At 39.9% G+C, this 21,601-nt stretch carries 13 protein-coding genes; 4 read left to right on the top strand and 9 right to left on the bottom strand.

Annotated elements, in window-relative coordinates; all coding sequences use genetic code 11:
* From E1176_RS18205 to E1176_RS18220, 4 genes are all read right to left on the bottom strand, one after another.
* The coding region (locus E1176_RS18205) for an nSTAND1 domain-containing NTPase (protein WP_484494460.1) at positions 1-1,722 on the bottom strand (1,722 nt) is incomplete at its 3' end.
* A 6-nt stretch (positions 1,723-1,728) separates the two neighbouring features.
* Positions 1,729-3,177, bottom strand: coding sequence for a TIR domain-containing protein (locus E1176_RS18210; RefSeq protein WP_155212478.1), 1,449 nt, complete (start codon positions 3,175-3,177; stop codon positions 1,729-1,731).
* Positions 3,178-3,199: 22 nt separating this feature from the next.
* Complete coding sequence (locus tag E1176_RS18215) at positions 3,200-6,355, bottom strand: cyclic nucleotide-binding domain-containing protein (protein ID WP_155212479.1); 3,156 nt, start codon at positions 6,353-6,355, stop codon at positions 3,200-3,202.
* Positions 6,356-6,450: 95 nt separating this feature from the next.
* Positions 6,451-7,356, bottom strand: coding sequence for a mechanosensitive ion channel family protein (locus E1176_RS18220; RefSeq protein ID WP_155212480.1), 906 nt, complete (start codon positions 7,354-7,356; stop codon positions 6,451-6,453).
* Positions 7,357-7,484: 128 nt separating this feature from the next.
* On the opposite strand from E1176_RS18220, the gene E1176_RS18225 reads away from it, so the two are divergent.
* Entirely contained in the window at positions 7,485-9,809 is a 2,325-nt protein-coding gene (locus E1176_RS18225) for an OmpA family protein (RefSeq protein ID WP_155212481.1), read from the top strand.
* A 66-nt stretch (positions 9,810-9,875) separates the two neighbouring features.
* On the opposite strand, the gene E1176_RS18230 is transcribed toward E1176_RS18225, so the two are convergent.
* Positions 9,876-11,090, bottom strand: a complete 1,215-nt coding sequence (locus tag E1176_RS18230) for an S-adenosylmethionine:tRNA ribosyltransferase-isomerase (protein WP_155212482.1) — start codon at positions 11,088-11,090, stop codon at positions 9,876-9,878.
* 71 nt (positions 11,091-11,161) lie between these two features.
* On the opposite strand from E1176_RS18230, the gene E1176_RS18235 reads away from it, so the two are divergent.
* The 3 genes from E1176_RS18235 (at position 11,162) to E1176_RS18245 (ending at position 15,525) form a co-directional block, all read left to right on the top strand.
* A complete protein-coding gene (locus E1176_RS18235) occupies positions 11,162-12,241 on the top strand; it encodes an o-succinylbenzoate synthase (protein ID WP_155212483.1) in 1,080 nt (359 codons plus the stop codon).
* A complete protein-coding gene (locus tag E1176_RS18240; RefSeq protein ID WP_155212484.1) occupies positions 12,238-12,975 on the top strand; it encodes a VIT1/CCC1 transporter family protein in 738 nt (245 codons plus the stop codon). The genes E1176_RS18235 and E1176_RS18240 overlap by 4 nt, the downstream gene beginning before the upstream one ends.
* A gap of 84 nt (positions 12,976-13,059) precedes the next feature.
* Positions 13,060-15,525, top strand: a complete 2,466-nt coding sequence (locus E1176_RS18245) for an ABC transporter permease (protein WP_155212485.1) — start codon at positions 13,060-13,062, stop codon at positions 15,523-15,525.
* Positions 15,526-15,839: 314 nt separating this feature from the next.
* Here the strand turns inward: E1176_RS18245 and E1176_RS18250 are convergent, their stop codons facing one another.
* The 4 genes from E1176_RS18250 to E1176_RS18265 all read right to left on the bottom strand — a co-directional run bounded on the left by E1176_RS18250 (position 15,840) and on the right by E1176_RS18265 (position 21,514).
* Positions 15,840-16,535: an SDR family oxidoreductase gene (locus E1176_RS18250; RefSeq protein ID WP_155212486.1), complete on the bottom strand. Its 696-nt coding sequence runs from the start codon at positions 16,533-16,535 to the stop codon at positions 15,840-15,842.
* Position 16,536: 1 nt separating this feature from the next.
* Positions 16,537-19,071 (bottom strand): CHAT domain-containing protein, encoded by a 2,535-nt coding sequence (locus tag E1176_RS18255; RefSeq protein WP_185152873.1) that lies wholly within the window; start codon positions 19,069-19,071, stop codon positions 16,537-16,539.
* Positions 19,055-20,020, bottom strand: coding sequence for a hypothetical protein (locus E1176_RS18260; RefSeq protein WP_155212488.1), 966 nt, complete (start codon positions 20,018-20,020; stop codon positions 19,055-19,057). Before E1176_RS18260 ends, E1176_RS18255 begins: the two co-directional genes overlap by 17 nt.
* Before the next feature lie 111 nt (positions 20,021-20,131).
* A complete protein-coding gene (locus tag E1176_RS18265) occupies positions 20,132-21,514 on the bottom strand; it encodes an alanine/glycine:cation symporter family protein (RefSeq protein WP_155212489.1) in 1,383 nt (460 codons plus the stop codon).
* Positions 21,515-21,601 lie beyond the last annotated feature (87 nt).

Consider the following 21,601-nt stretch of genomic DNA (forward strand, 5'->3'; position numbering starts at 1 on the left):
TAAAGCAGCTTCCTTCTGCTCTTCAGCATCACGTTCATTGTCTTTAGCTATCTTTTCGTTTTTCTGTGCAAGTAAAGCATTAGCTTCAGCTCGTTGCTTTTGACCTTCAGCTATTGTTCGTTGCTCTCTGGCTTCAGCGTTTTTGTAGAAAGCAAAAATCAGAAAAGCAATACAAACCACACATGCTGTACCCAATACTACAGCAACTATACGTGCCTGACGTAGTCTCCTTTTCTGCTGAAGTTCTTTTATGCGTTGCTCTGTTTCAAACTCCTTTCTTGAGTACTCAAGAAAAATCATCGTTCGCTCAAACGCTGGATGGTATCGTTGACCCCATACTAAGGTAGGCTTATGTTTGGCTTGCCAGTTGAGGGCCAATTGTAAATCGGGTGGCCGCCATAAACCGGCTTTCCCTACCTGATACATGGCCGCTGCTTCGCTTAGTCTAAGGTACATTTGTACGGCCTCAGCTTCATCGTCAACCCAATTTTTTAACCTGATCCAGATACGCATGAGGCTTTCATGCGAAATGTCGATCATCGACTTGGAGTCTAGTCTAATATGAGCAGCTGGGGTGAGTAATGAGCGACCGGGCTCTCTGAATTTATCGATTACAGCTATAAGTTCAGCTTCAGATACATCGGCTATGGCAGCGATTTCTCCTAGTCGGGTGGGGCGTCTTATGCCAAAGTTTTCACCTCGTTTTTCTGTAATTGCCTTAAAAAGAGATTCGCAAATTTCTTTTTGGTCATCAGTAAGTTCATCGTAAGCTTCATTGGCGTGTAGAGAAAGGGCTTCTTCCATTGTGCCAATCGCCTCGTAATGTTTGATGTCTACTGGCTCATCAACACGATCTTTAAACCTTGACCAATAGCTCCAGGTACGCATAAGCGCATGCTGTAAAATAGGCAACTGATCAGGATTGTCGCCCAAATCATTCAGCAATTGCTGGGTGAGTCTTGAAGTTATTTCTGCACCACCAACGGCTACCGGTCCAATTATAGCCTTACGCTTTTGCTCGCGGGTCATCTGAGGGATGAGGTAGTGACTGTCGTTTATTTTTTTTGTAAGGTCAGGGAATTGAGCACAGTCACCAATAAAATCAGACCTCATGGTAATACCAATGTAAATTGGAGCATCGGGGTAGTCGACAGCCTCCATGAGTAGGTTTACGAAGGCCAGAGTTTCATTAACCGAACCAGCATCTGCACTATCTTTAAACCGAAATAGTTCTTCAAACTGATCGACCAAAATCAGGTAGTTTTTATCTTCTGACTTCCTTAATTGCAAGATGGCTTCCACAAGCCCAATAGAGCTGCTCTTTAATAGCGTAGTAATGATCGTGCGCTTAATCCTTTTTTCGTCATCATCTGCGACAATGTAATCGGGATCTTTTTTTAGTAGAGATTCAGCTAAATTATCAATTGGGCCAGCTCCGGGGCGAGTAACCACGACTTCCCAGTTGGGGCTGGTATTCGTGAGAAAGCCGCCATAGAGAATAGGGAGTACTCCGCAGTAGATAAATGAAGATTTACCACTACCAGATGGACCAATAACCCCTACAAATCGATTTTTTGAAAGCTTTAGAAGTACTTCATCACTTTGTCCTTCACGACCAAAGAAAAGGTGACTTTCGTCTATTTTGAAAGGTCTCAGTCCGGGGAATGGATTAGCCCGATCAAGTTTACTTTTGGTTTCTTTTACTTCTAAAGCATCACTCATGAGTATCTAGTTTAGGTCTTTAAGAAAAGACTCTAGGGAGTCGATGGTAGAGTTAGTATTAGTATTTATTACAGTTATGTCATGATTTTCATAAGCGCTGAGATCCATCATATTGTCTTTGCTACTTATGATAAGCTTTCCTTTTATTGGTTTTCGTCTTCCAAAGCCAGGTGCTTTTAATAGGTCTAGCAACTTCATGCGTACCCACTGGTCATTTACCTTGCCTTGATAAATAATGGCGGCATCAAAGTCTCGCAGATTGGTGATATGATGCTGGCGTAAGTCTAGCAATTCTCCATCAAACGTAGGTGTCAAAACCCTGTAGCCAGCGTCTTCTATCGTCTGCTTTATTTCTTTTACATTGTCGGTGTCGCTCTTATCGTGTAGTACATAGATGGACGATTTGCCATTGGTACTACCAGTGGCCTTTGACAACCGCTTGTCGATTCCCACCTCAATGAGCTCTTCACGTACAATATTCTTAAAATCTTCTAATGGGGTTTGTAGGATCTCTGCACCTTCTGATGACGCCAGGTCTCTTTTTATATTTTCGATAAAGGACAATTGCTTGTCACTGGCATTTTGAAGATTAGGCGATATCCAAATAAGGCGGGAAAAAGTAGCTTTATCTTTGATTTCGCTACTTCTCTCGGTAGCTAGTTTGTTTTGTAAATCAACAACAGACAGGTCAGTGCCTTCCGGTATATCACCATAGCTGCTGCCAATTAAGTGAATTGACAGCTGACAATTGGCTAAGTCATTTTTTACCTGCGATTTTAGCAAATCCAAATCCTGAGGCTGGGTATGGTCAGGAAGTATTTTATAACCATGGCGCTGCAGGTCTCTTTTAATAATGTTTCTCTGGATCGAGAGGTCATGGCCAGTTTCGGCCAGGTAAATATTTCTTCTTGAGTAAATAGATTTTACATCTCCTACATCGCTTTGATTTAGCGAGATATAAGACTCATGGATGTCATAGGCAAGATCTACCATTTTCATCCAATAATTCTTTTCAGCATCCGGTCCGAAAAAGTCTTTGTACTCTTCAATCTCACCGCTTTCTGGATTTATGAAGTACAAGTCATAGCCCAATTTGTCTTTTAATTTCAAAGGCTGCTGATCTAAGGGCAGGGGTGTTTTCAGCACTTTGAATATTCTGTAGGGATCGCTCGGACTTATGTTTTTATGAAATTCTTCAATCGTGTCAAGGCAAGCACCGGAAGACATAAATTCTTCTGATAAAACAGGAATCAATATGCCAACGTCCTGAAGATTTGCCGCAGTAATACTATCGTCTTCAGCCTTCATCAAAACGTTTGGTTTTTCGCCTAAAACCTGCAGAAGCATCATTTCTAAAAATCGTTTAAAGTCGGTAACCCAACCATTGCCGGTTTCTGAGGCTTGTGCGTTGTCAGACGCTGAATACACAATTAATATATCAATATCAAAGGCCATAAAGACTGTAAAATTTCGTTATTTATTCGGTTACTAATTGTTTGCTTATATTTTTTATAAATCCCTGTGCCAGCTCATGATGATTGGCCATTACATTGTAAAAATCATGCACTGATAGTTTAAAAATTACCGTGCGCTTAATACCAACAAGAGCGTCAATAGAAGCAGGATTATCCAGTTCGAATACATTTCCAAATGCTTCTCCTTCGCTTAATCGTTTAATTTCTACATCATTACTGTACAAACTCACCTCTCCCTCTGCAATAATATAAATTTGCTCACCTTCATCTTTCTTAGAAATTTGTAAAGTTTGATTAGCTGAAATAATGGTGGTTGAAATCTTATCTACAAGATCACATAAAATGACACCTTTTATGTTCTCAAATGCATGTATTCCTTTCAATTTCATGACCATTTCTATGCCCAGAAAAAAGCCATCGTCAAGACCCTCTAGCAATCTGTTTTTTTCAAGAGAGTCTTCCAGAAATCTGCGTGTATCCGGTTTCAATCGCTGTGCAACAGCATCAAATTTAGCACTGTCTTTATGGTAAATTACCCATGCCGCGGCCTCCTGGAGTAACTTATCACTATTAAAGAGTTGGGCAAGCAGCCCTCTACTAATTCTAAAATCTGGCAAAAAGGCAATGGCATGTAGCGCGCAGGCTTTTGTCCAACGATTGATTTGATTGTAATTTTTGTTTAGCAGGTAGTTTAATACCTGAATCTCGTTATAATCCTCTCGTGGAAAATGCACCTGAAGTATTCTTACTTTCTCGGTCACTGAAATATCGTCTAACAAAGGGAATAACTTAGGCTTGAGTTCCTGGCTTACAAACAGGTCGAGTAGCTCAATGGCAAATGCGATCCCATCACTCGTGCCTCTCTCTATATTTTCTCTAACCAGCTGTACAGATTGCGGGTCGTAAAGAATGGAAAGAATAACATATATGGTATCTAAATTGCCAGCTATTTCTTCTTTTAAAGCCTCTCTTAAATAGTTGTAGTGCTCATCGTGAGAAAGTTCAGTAAGCGCTGCCAGATTCCAAATGGTCTTTCCTATTTCTGTTTCCAGCAGATTCGTGAGGTTATTAATCTCTTTTTGGTTAGCCTGGTAATTGAAATAGCGGTACGATAAAAGTATTTGCTTTACAATCCGCTTATCTGGATATTCTATTTTGTTCCAAAGCAGCTCTATAGCCTTATGCCCACCGATACGCCCCATGATCTGTACTATCTTGAGCATAGAGTTATCAGTTTGTCCAGATTTATGGAAAGCTGATTCGAGATGAAATAATGCCGGTTGTCCGGCTTCGATAAGTGCGGCAGTTGCTGCACTACTATACTTGGGAGAATCAAGAAGCTCGATTAATATGGTCCATGTTTCAGGTCTCTTTACACTCCGGGCTGTTATAAGGGCTTGAGCCTTTACCTTAGGGTCAATATCTCTGAGCAGCTCAAGCAGAATGAAAATGTTTTCATCACTTATCAATTTTCTTAAAAGCTTAGCGGCCAATATGCGATCACTGCTTTTTATTGATTTACTGAGCTTGTGTAATTTTTCAGGTGGTACCGAAAGCAGTTCATTATCTTCTGCCTCGAGGGCAGCTTTGCTTGCCAGTTTGGCGAGTTCAGTTCTGGGACTAAAAGACAGATCAAGAGCTTTAATTTTCTCTTTGGCATAATGCTTTACACTTCTTGAGCTACTTTCCTGCAGCTTTAAAATCGAAGACTCAAATAGAGCAGGCTCGAGTTTCTCCATAAGTTTGAGCCCATACAATATCTTATGGTCATCTTTGCTGTTAATTTCCTTTTCTAAAACTCTGTTCACAGCATACTCCCGCTCTGAATCGTGCTCATGCTCAACTTTATTGTTGATCAGGGTATTGTGCAAAGTATGCCTATAGCTGTTGTGCATCTTTGTAGTTACGAAATACCAAATAGCTAATACTGGTAGTGTAAATATGGAGATGTGAATGAGTGAAAATACATCTACATTGTTTATAAGAATGATCAGACCACCTGCCATAAGTCCAGCAAATGCAGTGATTACACCCTCAACCTTAGTTTGTACATCAAAGCGAATGGCGCCATCGATCGGGAGGAAAAACAGCTTAAATGCAGGCCCATCGAGTGCATCTTTGAGGGAAGAGCTAAACAGCTTACTCATAGAGATGATGATAAAGAAGAAGATAAATGTCGTACTTTCTGAACCATATCCGAACGCATATCCCATGGGGATAGCTACAATCGTGAATAAAGCCAGTAGCAAAGGATTAATCAAAAGCGATACTTTCAAACCATACAAGGCAATGATTCTATCGGTAACGAATGTTTGAAATAGAAAACTAAAAATAACTACAGCTGCCTCAAATAAACTGAGAAAGCTTGGTAATGCGTTGTCGTTGAATTGTGCCGTAGTTACACTTAAAAATGAGTAGTCGATAAACTTAACAGCCACCATAGAAACAATTACGAATAGTGCCATAAGCCCCATATACTTGTTTTTGATGATAGCTTTGTAGCCAACACTTTGGTTGTCGGCAATACTTTTCTTGATCTGTTTCTTAAAAGTGATGACAAGAAAAATCAGTAAATAACCGACTATGCTGAGAAGTGTAACAAACAGCAGCTGTTGTGTAGTTATTACTTTATTAATTACAATCGGAATGGCAAATAGCGCTATTATCGAGGCTATGAGTTGCCCGGTATCGATGCTGCCGATAATTCTTTTAGACTGCCTGAGGTTAAACATCCGACCGAATGTTCCCCAAAATATCAACAGTATAATAAAGTTTGAAGGCACGATAAACGTAAAAGCAAAAAAGTGAATAATTTCTACGTTTTCTACAGACCGGAAGGCGATTTCAATGGCGAGAAGAATAAGGGTAATTATGATTGTGGCGCCAATGGCCAGGCTGGTAAACTTGACTTTACCCTGAAAGAAGTTATAAATGGCTGTGAAGATGATACCTAAAACACCAGAAACCAAAAGAGCCAGTGCCAGTTGCTGTTCGAGTTGAGCACCTTCATAGCTTTGGAGAAATAGGGTAGAAGCACCTACCGATAAGGTGGCCAGGTAAATACCCATGAAGAAACCCATTCCCAATAAGAAAAATACGCGTAGAGATTCATCTTCCTCTACGTTGAGTATTTTTAATATCGTATTCTTAAAGCCCATAGATCTTCGAAACTAGCTCAATTTAGTATTAAATATTAATAAATAGTCCTGATAATACTAAAAATGTAACCTTTTAGGCTATTCGAAGATTCTGGTTAAGTGTCGGAAGATTTGAGCTGTTCAAACCCACTTCTTAAATTGAGGTCTCTTTGAGGGAATGGAATTTCTATGCCCGCTTCTCTAAACCTTTTAAACACAGCAAAATAAAGCTGGCTTTTTAGAATATTTGGTCTATTGATGTACTCAGTAGTCCAAACGCGCAGGTGGAAGTCGAGTGAGCTGTCGCCAAACTCATTAAATAAAACCTGGGGGCCGGGCTTTTTTAAAACTCCGGAGTTATCTTCCGCTACTTCAAGCAGTATTTTTTTTACAAGTTTTGGGTCTTCTTTGTAGGAGACACTGATGTTATATCTAAAACTCACATTTCTGTCGTTGTGACTCCAATTGATCACAGTAGAAGATATAAACTCAGAATTAGGCACGATGACCGATATATTATCATTGGTCACCACTGTGGTCGCTCTTGCTGAAATTTTAATTACATCGCCTTTTATGTCAGCGACTTCTATACGGTCGCCAACTTTTATAGGTTGCTCAAAAAGTATAATAAGACCCGAAATGAAGTTGTTGGTGATGTTTTGTAAGCCAAAACCGATACCAACACCCAACGCACCAGCAAGTATACTCAATGTACTTAGGTCGATTCCGGCCGTTTGTACAATAACTATAAGACCCACCACCAAAATGATGTAACGAATAATGGTAGAAATAGAGTGAACTACCGAAGGGCTACTTGTGTACTTTACCAGTATAGACCTGCTTAATAATCTGCTAAATCGACCTGAAAGAAAAAACAGTAGAAATATGGCACCAGAGACATATACAAGTGTAAGCAGGGTGATGTCTGACTTGCCGAGGGTAAAAAGTGTTTCGTTAAAAAGGAGACCAAAATCCCTTAAAAATTCCCAAATAAGATTAAAAAAATCTTTAACTCCATCCATGAGTAATGAACATATTATGTTATTATGAAGTTATTCCAATTTAAAAAATGTGCGAATAAATATATATAATTAAATTTGTAGCTTATCTGAAGCTCATTGTAGCCGATGTTTATATAAATCAATTCAAGATGAGACAATCTATTACTACTACATTATTAACTTCTCTTTTGTTTTTATCGCTTCAACTGCATGCGCAGGATGCTGATAAACTCATTTCTGACGCTGATAAATATTTCAAGATCAGAAATTATAGTGAAGCACTTCCTTTGTATCTGGAAGCTATTGAAAAAGGAGCAAAAGATCCTATGACCTACTATAGGGTGGCGGTAAGTTATGAGCAATCTTTTGAGATTGATAATAAGGTTAAATCAATTCCATATTTTGAATATGCGATTGAGAATGGTCAGGATGGTTTACCAAAGAAAGTCTATTTTGATCTGGCTAATGTATACCATCTCAATGAGCAAATTGACGAAGCCTTAACATATTACGAAAAGTACAAAGAGGCTGTTGGTAATGATAGAAGGGCACTAGGTGAAGTAAATCGGGCATTGCAGGTAGCAGGCAATGCTCGTATGATGATGAACAGCCCTAGAGATATCGAAATATACAATTTTGGTACTGTTGTAAACTCCCAATATACAGAGTATAACCCTGTAGTTTCGGCTGATGAAAGTGTAATGGCTTTTACAGCGTTGAGACCTAATACAGGAAAAACGAGGTCAAATGAAGATTTTGTTGAGGAAGTTTATATTTCTTACAACAGCTCTGGCAACTGGACACAGCCACAGCCAATAGAAATTATTTCAGACTATAATGTGGGTACTGCGGGCCTTTCTGCTGACGGGCAACGCATGATGGTTTTCATTGGTGGTGCTCAGGGAACAGGAAATCTATACTCGATCAGTAAATCAGGAGCAAGTTGGTCTAAGCCCACTTCGCTAGGAAATCGCATAAACTCAAGACACCTTGAAACCACCGCAAGTCTTACTCCGGATGGTAAAACCATTTATTTTGCCAGTAACAGACCAGATGGCTATGGTGGTTTAGATATTTATATGGCCAAAATGCAGGAAAACGGAGAGTGGGGAGCCCCTGTTAACCTTGGCCCTGAGGTCAATACCAAATACAATGAAGATGCACCATTTATTCATCCAGACCAATGGACATTGTTTTTTACATCTGATGGCCATAATACAATAGGTGGTCGCGATATATTCGTAACGAGATTGTTTAATGAAGAGTGGACAACCCCTGAAAATATGGGTTACCCAATTAATACAACAGCAAATGACAATTATTTTAACCTGACGGCAGATGGTCGTAAAGGATACTTTTCTTCTGATCGTAAAGGCGGCCAGGGCGGCCAGGATATTTATAGCATAGAAATGCCAGAAGAGGAGGCGAATATTCCGCTTACGATGGTAAAAGGTAGAATTTTAGATGGTGAAACTATGAAGGCCCTACCAACCACCATCTATGTGATTGATAAGGAGTCTGGTCAGAAGTTAGATTTCGTATATCAGCCAGATCCGGAAACAGGAAACTACCTCATCATTTTACCTCCGGCCAAAAACTACGATATGATCATTGAGTCAGAAGGTTTTCTACCTTATACGCTTAATATAAACGTTCCGGGTCAGACTTATTTTTATGAGTTGTATCAGGAAATACTCCTTAAAACAATTAAGCAGTTTGATGTTGTGGTTGGTCAGGAAGTAGAAGTTAGAAATGCCTTTTATGATACACACGAAGATGCCGTTACAGACTTGAGGCAGTCGCACGAAGCTACATTGGTAAAATCAGATAGTGTAGATGTCTATGACATGATGAATGACCTTATTGCTGCTGAAGATCAAAAAGGGATTGAATACCTCACAGGTCTTATCTACATGGCAAACCCTATTGACGATGTTAAGTTTGCCAAGAGCGACAAGCTGGAGGCTGCATCACGCGTATATTATTATGATGAGAGTGACGAGAGCAAGTTTGAGAAAAAAGAAATAGACGGTAAGACCATATTTTCTTTACCTACCATGTATGTAACCGAGGAAGCTGAAAAGCAAAAGAAAATGGCTGATAAAAAGCCTAAAGAATATGCTTCTGAGATCATCGATAAAGAGGTGAAAATTTACTTCGATGTAGCGAAAAGCGAGCTTGATGCCAGTTATAACGGTAAACTTGATGAGGTGGTGACTATACTTCAACAAAATGAGGAGCTGGGAGTACAAATTTCAGGTTATGCCTCTGCCGAAGGTAATGCTGACTATAACAGAGAGCTTTCTAATAAAAGAGCCATTGCTGTGCTTGACTACATCAATCAGAAAGGTATAGTGAGAAGAAGGATAATCGCTAAGGGGCAGGGTGAAGCTGAAGAAAGTGCGAGTCAGGAAGAGGCCAGACGCGTTGAAATCGCGATTGTAGATCTTAACCAGTTTGGCAGGGTGAGGTAAGCACTGCTTAGAAAAAATTCAAAAGGCTGTTTCAATATTGAGACAGCCTTTTTTAGTTAACCTAAGTTAAGGCAAAAGTAAAGAACTGTCTCCATAGCTCAGAAAACGATAATTTTTATCCAATGCTTCCTGATATATCTTTTTCCAATCTTCGCCAATGAAGGCAGCAACAAGCAAAATAAGGGTAGAGCCTGGTAGGTGATAGTTTGTAATCAACCCATCACAAACTCGAAATTTATAGCCTGGGAAGATGAATATCTCTGTATGCCCATGTATTTGACTTACACCACTTTCTGTCATAAAGGTTTTTACTGCGGTAACCGCCTCTTTCATGGTCGGTAAGTCTTTTTCGGTGTGGTCGTAGGGGTAAAGCTTTGATATTTGAAAAGATGTGCTCCCTTCTTTCAGTATTTTAACTCCAAACCAATAGAGACTTTCCAGCGTGCGCATAGAGGTAGTTCCAACTGCAATTACTTTTTCACTTTTTAGTAAAGTCTCGAGGTTTTCGGTTTTAATGACCACCTGCTCTGAGTGCATCGGGTGATCCAAAGCATTTTCTTCCTTGATTGGTTGAAAGGTACCGGCACTTACGTGTAAGGTAAGGTAGTCCAGATTTACATGCTTACTTTTCAGTTGAGCCAAGACCTCATCTGTAAAATGCAAACCCGCAGTCGGTGCTGCAACTGCTCCCTCATGGGCAGAGTAAATGGTCTGGTAGCGATCATGATCCTCTTTTTCTACCTCTCTGTCTATATAGGGAGGTAAAGGCACCTTACCGGCAGCCTCTACGATGTCTACAAACCTATGAGCCTCCGGCCAGGTAAAGGTGATCGCGATTTCTTCTCTATTGTCAATAGTGGCTATTAAATCAACTGCTTTTCCATCTATTTCAAGCGGCATAATCAGCTCAGCATCTCCCTTCCACTTTTTGAAGTTGCCTACCATACATTTCCATGTCGCAGATTCTTGTACAAGCATGGCTTCAGCGATGTCCCTTGTGGGCTTTATTGGCTCAAGTAGAAAAATTTCTATCAATGCCCCGGTTGCCTTTCTAAAATGAAGTCTGGCAGGAATTACTTTGGTGTCATTAAAAAACAAAGTAGCACCTGCAGGTATATGATCTGGGAGATCACTAAAGTTTTTATGAGTGATATTGCCTTTCTCATATAACTGTAATTTCGATTCGCTCCTGTTTTTTAAAGGAAATTTAGCGATTCGTTCTTCTGGTAATTCGTATTTGTAGTCAGACAGACTTATATTAGTTACGGCTGGGTCGATCATCGTGCAAATATAGGCGCGTACGATTGATTAAGAGTGGATAATTACCTTCAATTTATGATTTTAAGGAATATATGGCATTAGCATTAACTTTTCAGAAATACGTACTCGATTTTAAGTTTAGCGCAGGCACTTCACGCGGTGTACTCAAACAAAAGGACACATACATAATTAAGGTATCAAATGGCGACCATGTCTTTGGCTTGGGGGAAGCCGGTCCTTTGAAGGGCTTAAGCATTGACGACAGAGATGACATTTCTGAAAAGTTGGAAGCTGTAGCCATAGAAATCTCAAAGCATAGTTTGCCAGCTTCAGTAGAAGAGGTTTATACAATGTCTGACCAATTGGCCGGTAGAGAATTCCCTTCCATAAGGTTTGCTCTGGAAACTGCTCTTCTTGACCTACTAAATGGAGGAAGTAGAACCATTTTTGATAATGATTTCTCCAAAGGAAAGGGTAAAATTCCTATTAACGGCTTGGTCTGGATGGGCCATATGGAAGATATGCTTTCTCAAATCACACAAAAAGTTGAACAGGGTTTTACTTGTATAAAGATGAAGGTCGGCTCTTTAGACTTTGATAAGGAGTGTGACATACTTGAGTATGTGCGCAAAAAATATTACAAGAGCGAGCTTATTTTACGAGTAGATGCCAATGGAGCCTTTAGTCCGGAAGAGGCCATGGAAAAACTTGAGCGATTAAGCACTTATAACCTTCACTCCATCGAACAACCGATAAAAACAAAACAATACGACTCTATGGCACAACTGTCTAAAACCTCACCAGTGTCCATCGCATTAGATGAGGAGTTGATTGGAATCTACGAGTTAGAAGAAAAAAGAAGACTACTAGAAAGGATTAAACCGCCATACATAATACTCAAGCCAACTCTCCTGGGTGGATTTAAATCGACATTGGAATGGATACGACTAGCCAATGACATGCACATTGGCTGGTGGTTGACCTCTGCTTTAGAATCAAACATAATGCTCAATGCAATTAGTCAGTTTACCGCTGATTTAGAGGTTGTCAACCATCAGGGACTCGGTACCGGGCAGTTGTATCACAACAATATCACGTCACCTTTAGAAATTAAAAATGGCTACATCACGAGTACTGGTCAAAACTGGGATTTAAGCATGCTTGATTTATGAAGGCGGTGACCGAAGATAAATTGCATGCGGAAGGTAACTTTTGGTTTTTCGATAAAGGATACATTTCTGAGTTTGTATACGGTGGCATAGATGGCGCTATAACCACATTTGCCGTAGTGGCTGGTGCAGCAGGTGCTGATGCAGCCATTTACTGGGTGCTTATTTTCGGTTTTGCTAACCTTATTGCAGATGGTTTCTCTATGTCAGTAGGTAACTATTTTGCGGTAAAAGCAGAGCGTGATAATTATGAAAAACATAAAGCGGTTGAATACTGGGAGATAGAAAACCTGCGAGAAAAAGAAATTGAAGAAATAAGAGAGATTTATCAGGCTAAAGGCTTTGAAGGAAAATTGTTAGAACAAGTTGTTGAAGTCATAACATCAAATGACGATGTTTGGGTCGACACGATGATGAAAGAGGAATTGGAAATGACCAAGGATGACAAAACGCCTGTAAGAACTGCCATAGCTACTTTCTTATCATTTAATCTGATAGGCATTATTCCACTCTTATCTTACGTGGTAGCTGCCACTTTTGATCTTGCTCAAGATAATTTATTCATGATATCATGCCTGGCTACGGCTTCTGCTATGATCATTATCGGCTATCTAAAGAGCAGAGTCACCGAGAAGCCATGGATCAAAGGTGTATTAGAAACATTAGCTTTAGGTGGCCTGGCGGCATTTTTAGCTTATTTCGTTGGTGATCTTTTGGCCTTGTACTTCCTTAACTAGTACTCTCCAGAAATATTTGTGAGTTGTTGGTGTAACCTTTAATTATTCGGGAAGTCTTCATGGTACAACAACAACTTACAAACCATGGTCAAAAATTACTTAAAGATTGCACTTCGCAGCATTCTCAAACACCGTATTTTTTCATTAATTAACATTCTTGGACTTGCTCTGGGTGGAGCAGCATTTTTGCTGATCGTACAATACGTAACCTTCGAAAAGAGTTACGATCAATTCCTCAAACAGCCCGAGAACCTCTATCGTGTAACCTTAAATCAATACCTGAATAATGAGTTGATGATAAGCAGTGCCGAGAACTACCCAGGTGTCGGTCCTGCCATGCTTGATGAAATCACAGGAGTTGAAAGTTATGCACGGCTCTACAACATGGGTTACAAAAATAACATCATCATCACTTATGAAGATGCTGATGGGGAGTCCGTAAAATTTAAACATCGCAAATTTTTATATGCCGACTCTAGCTTTTTGCCTCTATTTGGTTACGAAATGCTCAAAGGCGAAGCTGCCACGGCTCTAAGTGAACCCAATACAGCTGTTATTTCCGAAAAATATGCCAAAATGTACTTCGGAGATGAGGAGCCAATCGGTAAAATGTTGAGGCTTAAAGATGATGACTTTAATGATGAACTCTGTAAGGTAACAGGCGTATTTAAAGATTTGCCAGCCAATACACACCTCAAATTTGATGTGCTTTTTTCATACAGAACGCTTTACAGTCGATTTGAAGAAGCCCCAGCGCGCTATAACGAATCATGGCAACGTAAAGACATGTATACATACGTTCGCTTGAGACCTGAAACCAGCCCTGAAGAAGTAGAAGACATGCTGGTTGAGCTTGTCAATAAATATTCTCCTGATTTAGCCGAGTCTAACAGAAGAGATGAAATGGCCCTTCAGGCTGTCACAGACATTCACCTAAAGTCAGCGCTTGCTGAAGAACCAGAAGCAAATGGAAATGCTAACACAGTTTGGGCGATGATGTTAATTGCCGTTTTCATAATTGTCATTGCCTGGGTAAACTACATCAATCTATCCACAGCCAAGGCAATGGAAAGAGCCAACGAGGTAGGTGTTAGAAAAGCCATGGGTGCAATTAAGCACCAACTCATGCGTCAATTTCTTTTAGAAAGTGCAATCATCAATTTTGTTGCGGTGGTAGTTTCAGTATTTCTAGTAATTCTGGCTTTGCCGCTTTTCAATAGCATTTCAGGTCTTTCATTTGAATTGGTCGATTTTATAAGTCCGCAGATTGGGCTTCTGCTACTGGGTTTGTGGCTGATGGGTACTCTGCTATCTGGCTTATATCCTGCTTTTGTATTAAGCTCATTTCAACCGGTAGTGGTGCTCAAGGGCAAGCTACGATCAAAAGGGAAGGGTATAATTCTACGAAAATCACTGGTTATCTTTCAATTTGTGGCTTCAGTTGCACTTATAGCAGGCACTTTGATTATTTACAACCAGCTTGATTTTATGCTTAATAAAGATATTGGTATGAACGTAGATCAGGTGATGGTAGTAGAAAGACCGGGTGTAGCTCCCAGAGATAGAGAAGAATTTAGATCTACAGTAGATGTTTTTAGAAATGAGTTGAGTAAAAGTGGGAACATAGAGGCGGTTGCCATGTCTGTGACAATACCTGGTAAAAAACGAGAGTATAAAGTAGGAGTGAAGCCATATGGTAGTGGAGAAGAAGAAAGTGTGACACTCAGATTCAACAGCATGGATCACAATTTTCTAGATGTCTTCAAAATGAAACTTCTGGCTGGTCGCGTATTCTCAGAAAAGTTTATCAATGATCCGGACACGTCTGTGGTACTTACTAAATCGGCCATTGAATTACTTGGCTTTAATAGTCCCGAAGAAGCTATTGGGGCGACTTTATCAATTCCTGCGTTTAGGTGGAATCCGATAGTAGTGGGTGTTGTAAATGACTATCATCAGGAGGCGTTGCAAAAAACACAAGACCCAATCATTTTTTACTGCTCGCTCTACGGAGGCGAATTTTACTCAATGCGACTACAGTCAAACAACTTAACCAATACAATAAGTCATGTGGAAGAATCATGGAACAAAGCTTTCCCGGGCAATCCATTCAATTACTTTTTCCTTGATGATTACTTCAATCGGCAGTATGCCAATGAGCAAAGGTTTGGACAGCTGTTTGGTGTATTTGCGATTTTGGCCATAATGGTAGGTTGCCTTGGTTTATTTGGTCTATCGGCCTATACCGCACAACAGCGTACAAAAGAAGTAGGTGTGAGAAAGGTTTTAGGCTCTAGTGAAGGGCAAATATTTGTCTTACTGTCTAAAAGCTTTGTTTCATTGATTGGCATAGCCATCATTATTGCTATTCCCATTACTTACTATTTTATGGAAATGTGGCTTAGTACATTTGCCTACAAGGAGCCGATCTCTTGGCAGGTATTTTTAGTTGCAGCAGCAGCAATTTTAGTTGTGTCTTTTTTAACCATCAGTTTTCAAACAGCAAAGGCGATGAAAGTGAATCCGGTGGATTCTCTAAGGTATGATTAGAGTGTTTGCTGAAATGCATTTGTTAACGAGTGGGAAAACCTTGTTTCAGAATTTTAACTACCAAAGTGACGTAGAGAGGAAGCGGCATTGATGAAATTGCGTTAAGAAATTTAAGATAGAGCCCTTAAAAAATTCAATTGTTAGAGTCACGCAGCGCGTGATGAGTTTTTGAATTTTAGGGCTTTTGATTAAATTTTAGCCTATTTCCTCATGGCCTTGACTTTTTTTGTTTCGTTTTTTGTGTTAAGACAAAAAATGAAAATAAGAACAGCTAATACAGCAAGAAATAAACAAGTATGCTCCTTATCTAACTATTACCAATCAATCACCACTTTATCCCGTAGAAACTTGCCATTTGGAATATCCTCAGCGGTAGCTAGCCAAACGGCAGTTTCTGCACCTTTTTCAACACTACGGTGAGCGCCATGTCCGCCCATATCGGTTTTTACCCAGCCCGGGCACATGGCGTTTACTTTTATGTTTGTGTCATGTAAATCGGCAGATAAAATTTGGGTGTAAGCATTTAGAGCAGCTTTCGATATACGGTAGGCCGGGCTTCCACCAGCTGATAGAGAAGCTATAGCCCCCATACCACTACTCATATTGATGATGCGCCCTTCATCACTTCCTTTTAGAAGATTTAAAATGGTTTGACTAAGCAAAATAGGTCCTACGGTATTAATAAGCCAGGTACTTTGAAGTACGCCATAATCTATGTTTTTGGCACTTACGCCATCGTCTTCAAAAACGCCAGCATTGTTGATCAGTACATCAATTTTTTCATATCTGCTGTATAGATCTTTCGCAAAATCATGAATACTTTGTTGATCAGTTAGCACGAGTTCTTTCACCTCGATATTCGATGTATTGTCAAATTCCCTGACGGCTTCTTCACCGTCTTTGATATTACGACATGCCAGGATCACCTGGTGGTTGAGTTTGGCCAACTGCCGTACGATTTCTCTTCCTATGCCACGATTACCGCCTGTAACTACAATTGTTTTTTGCATATTAATTTCCAATTAGCACAAATGGCGCCCAATAGAATGGCTGGCTATATTGTGATTTAATCATCTCTACTTTAGCCTGTCGTAGAGACTTGCTGTAATCTTCTGACTCAATATTTTGGTAGAAATTGGTCATTAAGCTAGCCGTGGAGTTATCAGCCACCTTCCATAAAGAAACCATGATGTTTTGTGCACCAGCGTAAACCAGCGCCCTTGATAGACCAATAATACCTTCCCCTTTAGATATCTTGCCCAGGCCAGTTTCGCAAGCAGATAGTGTAACTAAATCGGCACTTAAATTCAAATTATAAATTTCTCCAGAATATAGATTCCCATCGTTATCCTGATCATTGTCTTGTCTTAAAAAAATACGAGAGAGCTCTGGTGAGTACTCATCTACAATGCCGTGTGTGGCAAAATGTAAATAGTTGTATTTGTTCAACTCCTTTGTTTTAAAGTCAGTTTCGGTGGCATTAGCTTCCAGCAATACATCTGGTTTTACCCCTTTATTTTCTAAAATGGTTTTCAAACTAGCCACTTCCTGACCAGAACCTGGTAAGTCCTGTAATGTCTGAAATTGTACCGGTGCGCAAAGTAGAGCAGCTTTATCAGTTTCATCAGAGGTTGATTTTCCGGCATTTACATAAAAAAGGGTAGAGGCATATTGGTAAGAAACGGAGTAGTCATTTATTAGGTAAGGTAATTCAGCATAATTAAAGTCAGTTTGCTTGGTGTTTTCAGTAAGTAGGGCCTCAAATGGGATAGTGCCTAGTCTGCCTGCCGGTATTATTACCAGATGCTCTATGCTTTTCGACAACTTAGAAGGAAACAGTAAATCATAGAGTGCTTCTCCTGTAATTTTGTAAATCTCTTTTTCTTTAAAATAAAGGCTGTTTCTAAAGCCACTCAGATACCTGTCAAAGTCTTCCGTTTGGCTTACGTTGTCAACCTTTAGTTTCTTATTGGTAATTTGAAATATATAAATGCGTAAGGTGGCATCTGCAATAAAGTAACTTATAAGTGCTGTATTGTCTGATAAGCGATTCTGCAGTTTATCAATCGATGGTATGTTAATGTTGTATTTCAGGTTGTAATATTCGGGGTATTCTTTTTCTAATGATTTAACGAATGCAGCATACTCTTTTTTCAGTTCGAATAGAGAGGTTCTGTATTGCTCAGAATCTGCCGTGTGTTCAGACAGTTTTTGTTCGTAAAATGCTATTTCAGTCTTAAACTTATTTTCTATTTCAATCTGACTTTTAGGGATGTTGGCAAAGCTTTTGGCAGAAGCATCTGAGATGGCCTGTAGCAGCACAGCAGACTTGCTTTTCTCAGCGAAATAAAAGGCGTGTTCAAAGTACTCATCTTTCTTCAATGAAAGGTCGGCCATAGCGTAACCAATCCTTACGCCATTTTCATAAACTTGGTCAGAAATAGCGCCTAGGGCTATTTTATCCTGCTTATTAGTAGACACTTTTCTGATTTCATCGATAAGCGAATCGCAGACATAGAGCGTGCTTAGGCTCATTTTCAGGTCTTTAAAATCCAGCGAAAAGTTAAAATGATAATCTTCAAGCGCCTGTGCTTTAAAGTATAGCGAGTTCATCAGTGTATTGGCATCGAGATAATTGTTGTGAGTAGGGTTGTGTTCGATTCCAGTTTTTTCAAAATCATAAGTGTTGGCTATGAGTGCTTTTTGGTAAAAATTGAGTGCTTGTTCAAACTCACCTTCGCTATTTATCAGGTTTCCAATACGGTTATAGGTTCTGGCTATATCGGGATGTTTTTGTTCATAGACTTTTAGGTAGGTGTCTAATGCATTATTATAGGCTAATCTGGCATCTTCCATCTGGCCCATGGCAAAATAAGTATCACCCAGGCCGAAAAATATAAAGCCTTGAATCGGATGACCTGTCGGGTATAACTGTTGCGATAGGCTTAATGCTTCCTCAAAGTTGAGTATTGCATCCCCATAAAATTCCAGCTGTCGGTACATACTGGCAATGTTTGATTTCACCTGAACCACCTTAGCTTCGTCAACATCTTTTTCAGCCTGGTAGAGTTTAAGTGCCTTGAGGTAATTATCAAGTGCGGCATCGGTATCAGAATTGCTCAAAATCAGACCAAAATCATTATAAGTGGCAGCAAGATCTTGTTGGCTTTTTTCTCGTATTTCAAGCGCCAGCAACATGTGGTTAAGTGCTTTGTTGTTATCTCCTGCACTCCAGGAAGCTAAAGCTATTTTGTTAAGTGCTTCTGCTTTTCCACTTTCATTATTAGCCAGGTCGAGTGCTCTTTCGAAATACAGAAGGGCCTTGTCTGTTTGTCCTTTTCGTAGGTGATATTCTCCAATTTGGTTTAAGCACAGTGAGTTGCTTTTATCAGCTTCAAATTGACTAACTAAACTGGCTGCTTCAAGAAGTTTTCCAGCTTCAATGAGCGCATCGAGCTTTTCACACTGTTGAGCAGTGGCACTTTGTAGTACAAAAAGTAATGTTAGGGTTAAGAAAACCCGATATGTTTTAGAAAGTAAGGACATAAGACAGGGAAAGTACATTGTCTCGTGTTAGCCCATCCGGGTTTACATCTCTATCTGTAATTTTTAAACCATACAAGAGTCGGGTTGTATGCTTAGTATTAAAGTGGTAAGCTACATTTAGCAATCCTGTAAGCGCCATACCTGTAGTGCCTTCCAGCTTTATTCTTTCTCCTGAGTCTCTATCTAAAATTTCATCTTTAGATATCCTGAAAATAGGAAGCAGACCTGCTCTTATGTCAAGGTTTGAGAAGTGAAAAGCGCGCTCAACCCTCAGCATGACATCGGTACCTCTCTCAAGATTTGTAGCCAAATCATAATCTCTTAGATAGGCAGGGTCAGGGTAATTTTGCCACTGGTCGTATTGAAAATCATTTTCATTATTGTGTGCTATTGGTGTTTGGATCCCTGCCGCAAACATCCATTCTTTACTAATAAAAGCACCACCAAGTACGAGATCAAAAGTCCCTAAGCTGGTCTGATAGTACATCGGCAGATCAGCGGTTTGCACTCCATCAGTTAGGTTTTCGCTGTTTAGCTCTTCATCTAGGTCACCATTGTTTGTTGGAATTTTAAACCCAAGCGTACCATTGATGTGAAATTTCTCGGTGGAGTACATATTACGAGTCAGGCTCAACGATAAATCTGCGACTCCTGCAGTATTTCCCAGACTTCCATCCACCCATTGATAGGGCAGCTTAAATTGAAGGTTTGTCTTTTCGTTGATACCGAAAGTAAAATCTAAAGTAGCTGCGTTTATGGTAGGGGTGAGTTCAGTTTCTCCTTTATAGTAGCTAAACTCTAGCGCTCTAAGTTTGAAATTTATCTTTTTGGTATAAACCTGGCTCGGTCGCATGGCACCCATAGAACAAAACCCGGCATCGCTACACCCCTGGCTGTAAACACTACCCTGAACCAAAACAAAAGCCAACAATCCTAAGACATATTTCATGTGCGTAAATTTTTTTGAAATTACATGAATATGTATTTCATAATAATTTCTATTGAGATTTGTCAAGATAGAAATTATTATAAAAAAGAAGAAGTGCTGACTAAGCCTTTTTTAAGCCTGCTGCTCCTTAAGCTTGCCAAAATATTCTATGGCAGCTTTTTTAACCTTAGGGGCCAATAGTATGGCGGAGGTCATGGTTGGGATGGCCATAAGTGCAAAAGCTCCATCAATCATACTAAATATGGTGCTTAGAGAAGCTACAGAGCCAAATATGATAGTAACTACATATATATAATTATAATAGTGCTTCCGTTTCTCGCCAATCAAAAATGCCATACATCTAGACCCATACCAGCTAAAACTAAAGAGTGATGATGATGCAAAAAAGAAAATACAAGTCAATAGTATATAATTTCCAAATCCTGGAAATGCAGATTCAAATGCTAAAGAAGTAAGTGTTACACCATCTGCGTCTGTAGTTTGCCACACATTGGTAATCATTATGGCCAATGCAGTTAGTGTACATACAATTAGGGTGTCAATTGCCGGACCGAGCATTGCCACAAGTCCTTCCCTTACGGGCTCATCGGTTTTTGCAGCTCCGTGAGCGATAGGCGCTGTACCTATTCCTGCTTCATTTGAGAAGGCAGCTCTACGTGCTCCTGTAACGATTACAGCACCAATTACACCTCCGGCTACCGATTTGCCTGTAAAGGCATCTGAAACGATGAATCCAAGCATTTCAGGTACTTCTGTTATGTTCATCAGTAAGATGATAATTACCGCTGTAAAGTAAATGACTATCATAAGCGGAACCATCTTACTGGCTACATTGGCAATTCTTTTAAGGCCGCCAAAAATAACTATACCTACCAGCACAGTTAAAAACAGGCCTACATATAAATCTGTGTGTCTTATGTCATAACCAGCCACTGACCAAAACTGATCTCCCATTCCGTTAGGTATAATGAGTACGTCTCTTATAACCTGTGTAAGCTGGTTGGCCTGAAAAATCGGAAGACAACCAATAAGACCAAAAAAGCAAAACAGGTAGGCTAGTGGTAGCCACTTTTTTCCCAGTCCTTCTTTGATCACATGCATAGGCCCACCGTGCACTTGTCCGTCTTCATCTTTACCACGATACATGATAGAAAGTGTACACGTAAAAAACTTTGTAGAAATTCCTGCAAAAGCACTTACCCACATCCAGAAAATTGCTCCCGGGCCACCAGTGGCGATGGCAATGGCAACACCTGCAATATTTCCCATGCCTACAGTCGAGGCCAGGTGAGTTGCAAGGGCCTGATAATGATTTATTTCACCCTTTTCTTCCGGGTTATCATATTTACCGCGTAGTACATTTATGGCATGACCAAAATATTTAAATGGAAGAAATTGCGAATAGAGCATGAAAAATATGCCACCACCAAGTAAGAGTACGAGCAGCGGGTAACCCCATATCCAGTTAGCAAAGTCAACTACGTATTCTTCCATAAATAAAAGTACTGTCGGTTAAACAAGCCGCTAATATATCAATAATTAGCTGCTATCGCCCATTTACATTGATTAAAATCGGTTTAT

It is taken from the genome of Fulvivirga aurantia (assembly GCF_009711475.1).
Taxonomy (GTDB): Bacteria; Bacteroidota; Bacteroidia; order Cytophagales; family Cyclobacteriaceae; genus Fulvivirga; species Fulvivirga aurantia.

Bases quoted from the DNA above. Each gene is read 5' to 3' on its own strand.
- E1176_RS18215 (WP_155212479.1), bottom strand. From the start codon at position 6,355: ATGGGCTTTAAGAATACGATATTAAAAATACTCAACGTAGAGGAAGAT.
- E1176_RS18240 (WP_155212484.1), top strand. From the start codon at position 12,238: ATGAAGGCGGTGACCGAAGATAAATTGCATGCGGAAGGTAACTTTTGG.
- E1176_RS18260 (WP_155212488.1), bottom strand. From the start codon at position 20,020: ATGAAATATGTCTTAGGATTGTTGGCTTTTGTTTTGGTTCAGGGTAGT.
- E1176_RS18225 (WP_155212481.1), top strand. From the start codon at position 7,485: ATGAGACAATCTATTACTACTACATTATTAACTTCTCTTTTGTTTTTA.
- E1176_RS18250 (WP_155212486.1), bottom strand. From the start codon at position 16,535: ATGCAAAAAACAATTGTAGTTACAGGCGGTAATCGTGGCATAGGAAGA.
- E1176_RS18265 (WP_155212489.1), bottom strand. From the start codon at position 21,514: ATGGAAGAATACGTAGTTGACTTTGCTAACTGGATATGGGGTTACCCG.
- E1176_RS18255 (WP_185152873.1), bottom strand. From the start codon at position 19,071: ATGTCCTTACTTTCTAAAACATATCGGGTTTTCTTAACCCTAACATTA.
- E1176_RS18220 (WP_155212480.1), bottom strand. From the start codon at position 7,356: ATGGATGGAGTTAAAGATTTTTTTAATCTTATTTGGGAATTTTTAAGG.
- E1176_RS18230 (WP_155212482.1), bottom strand. From the start codon at position 11,090: ATGATCGACCCAGCCGTAACTAATATAAGTCTGTCTGACTACAAATAC.
- E1176_RS18245 (WP_155212485.1), top strand. From the start codon at position 13,060: ATGGTCAAAAATTACTTAAAGATTGCACTTCGCAGCATTCTCAAACAC.
- E1176_RS18210 (WP_155212478.1), bottom strand. From the start codon at position 3,177: ATGGCCTTTGATATTGATATATTAATTGTGTATTCAGCGTCTGACAAC.
- E1176_RS18235 (WP_155212483.1), top strand. From the start codon at position 11,162: ATGGCATTAGCATTAACTTTTCAGAAATACGTACTCGATTTTAAGTTT.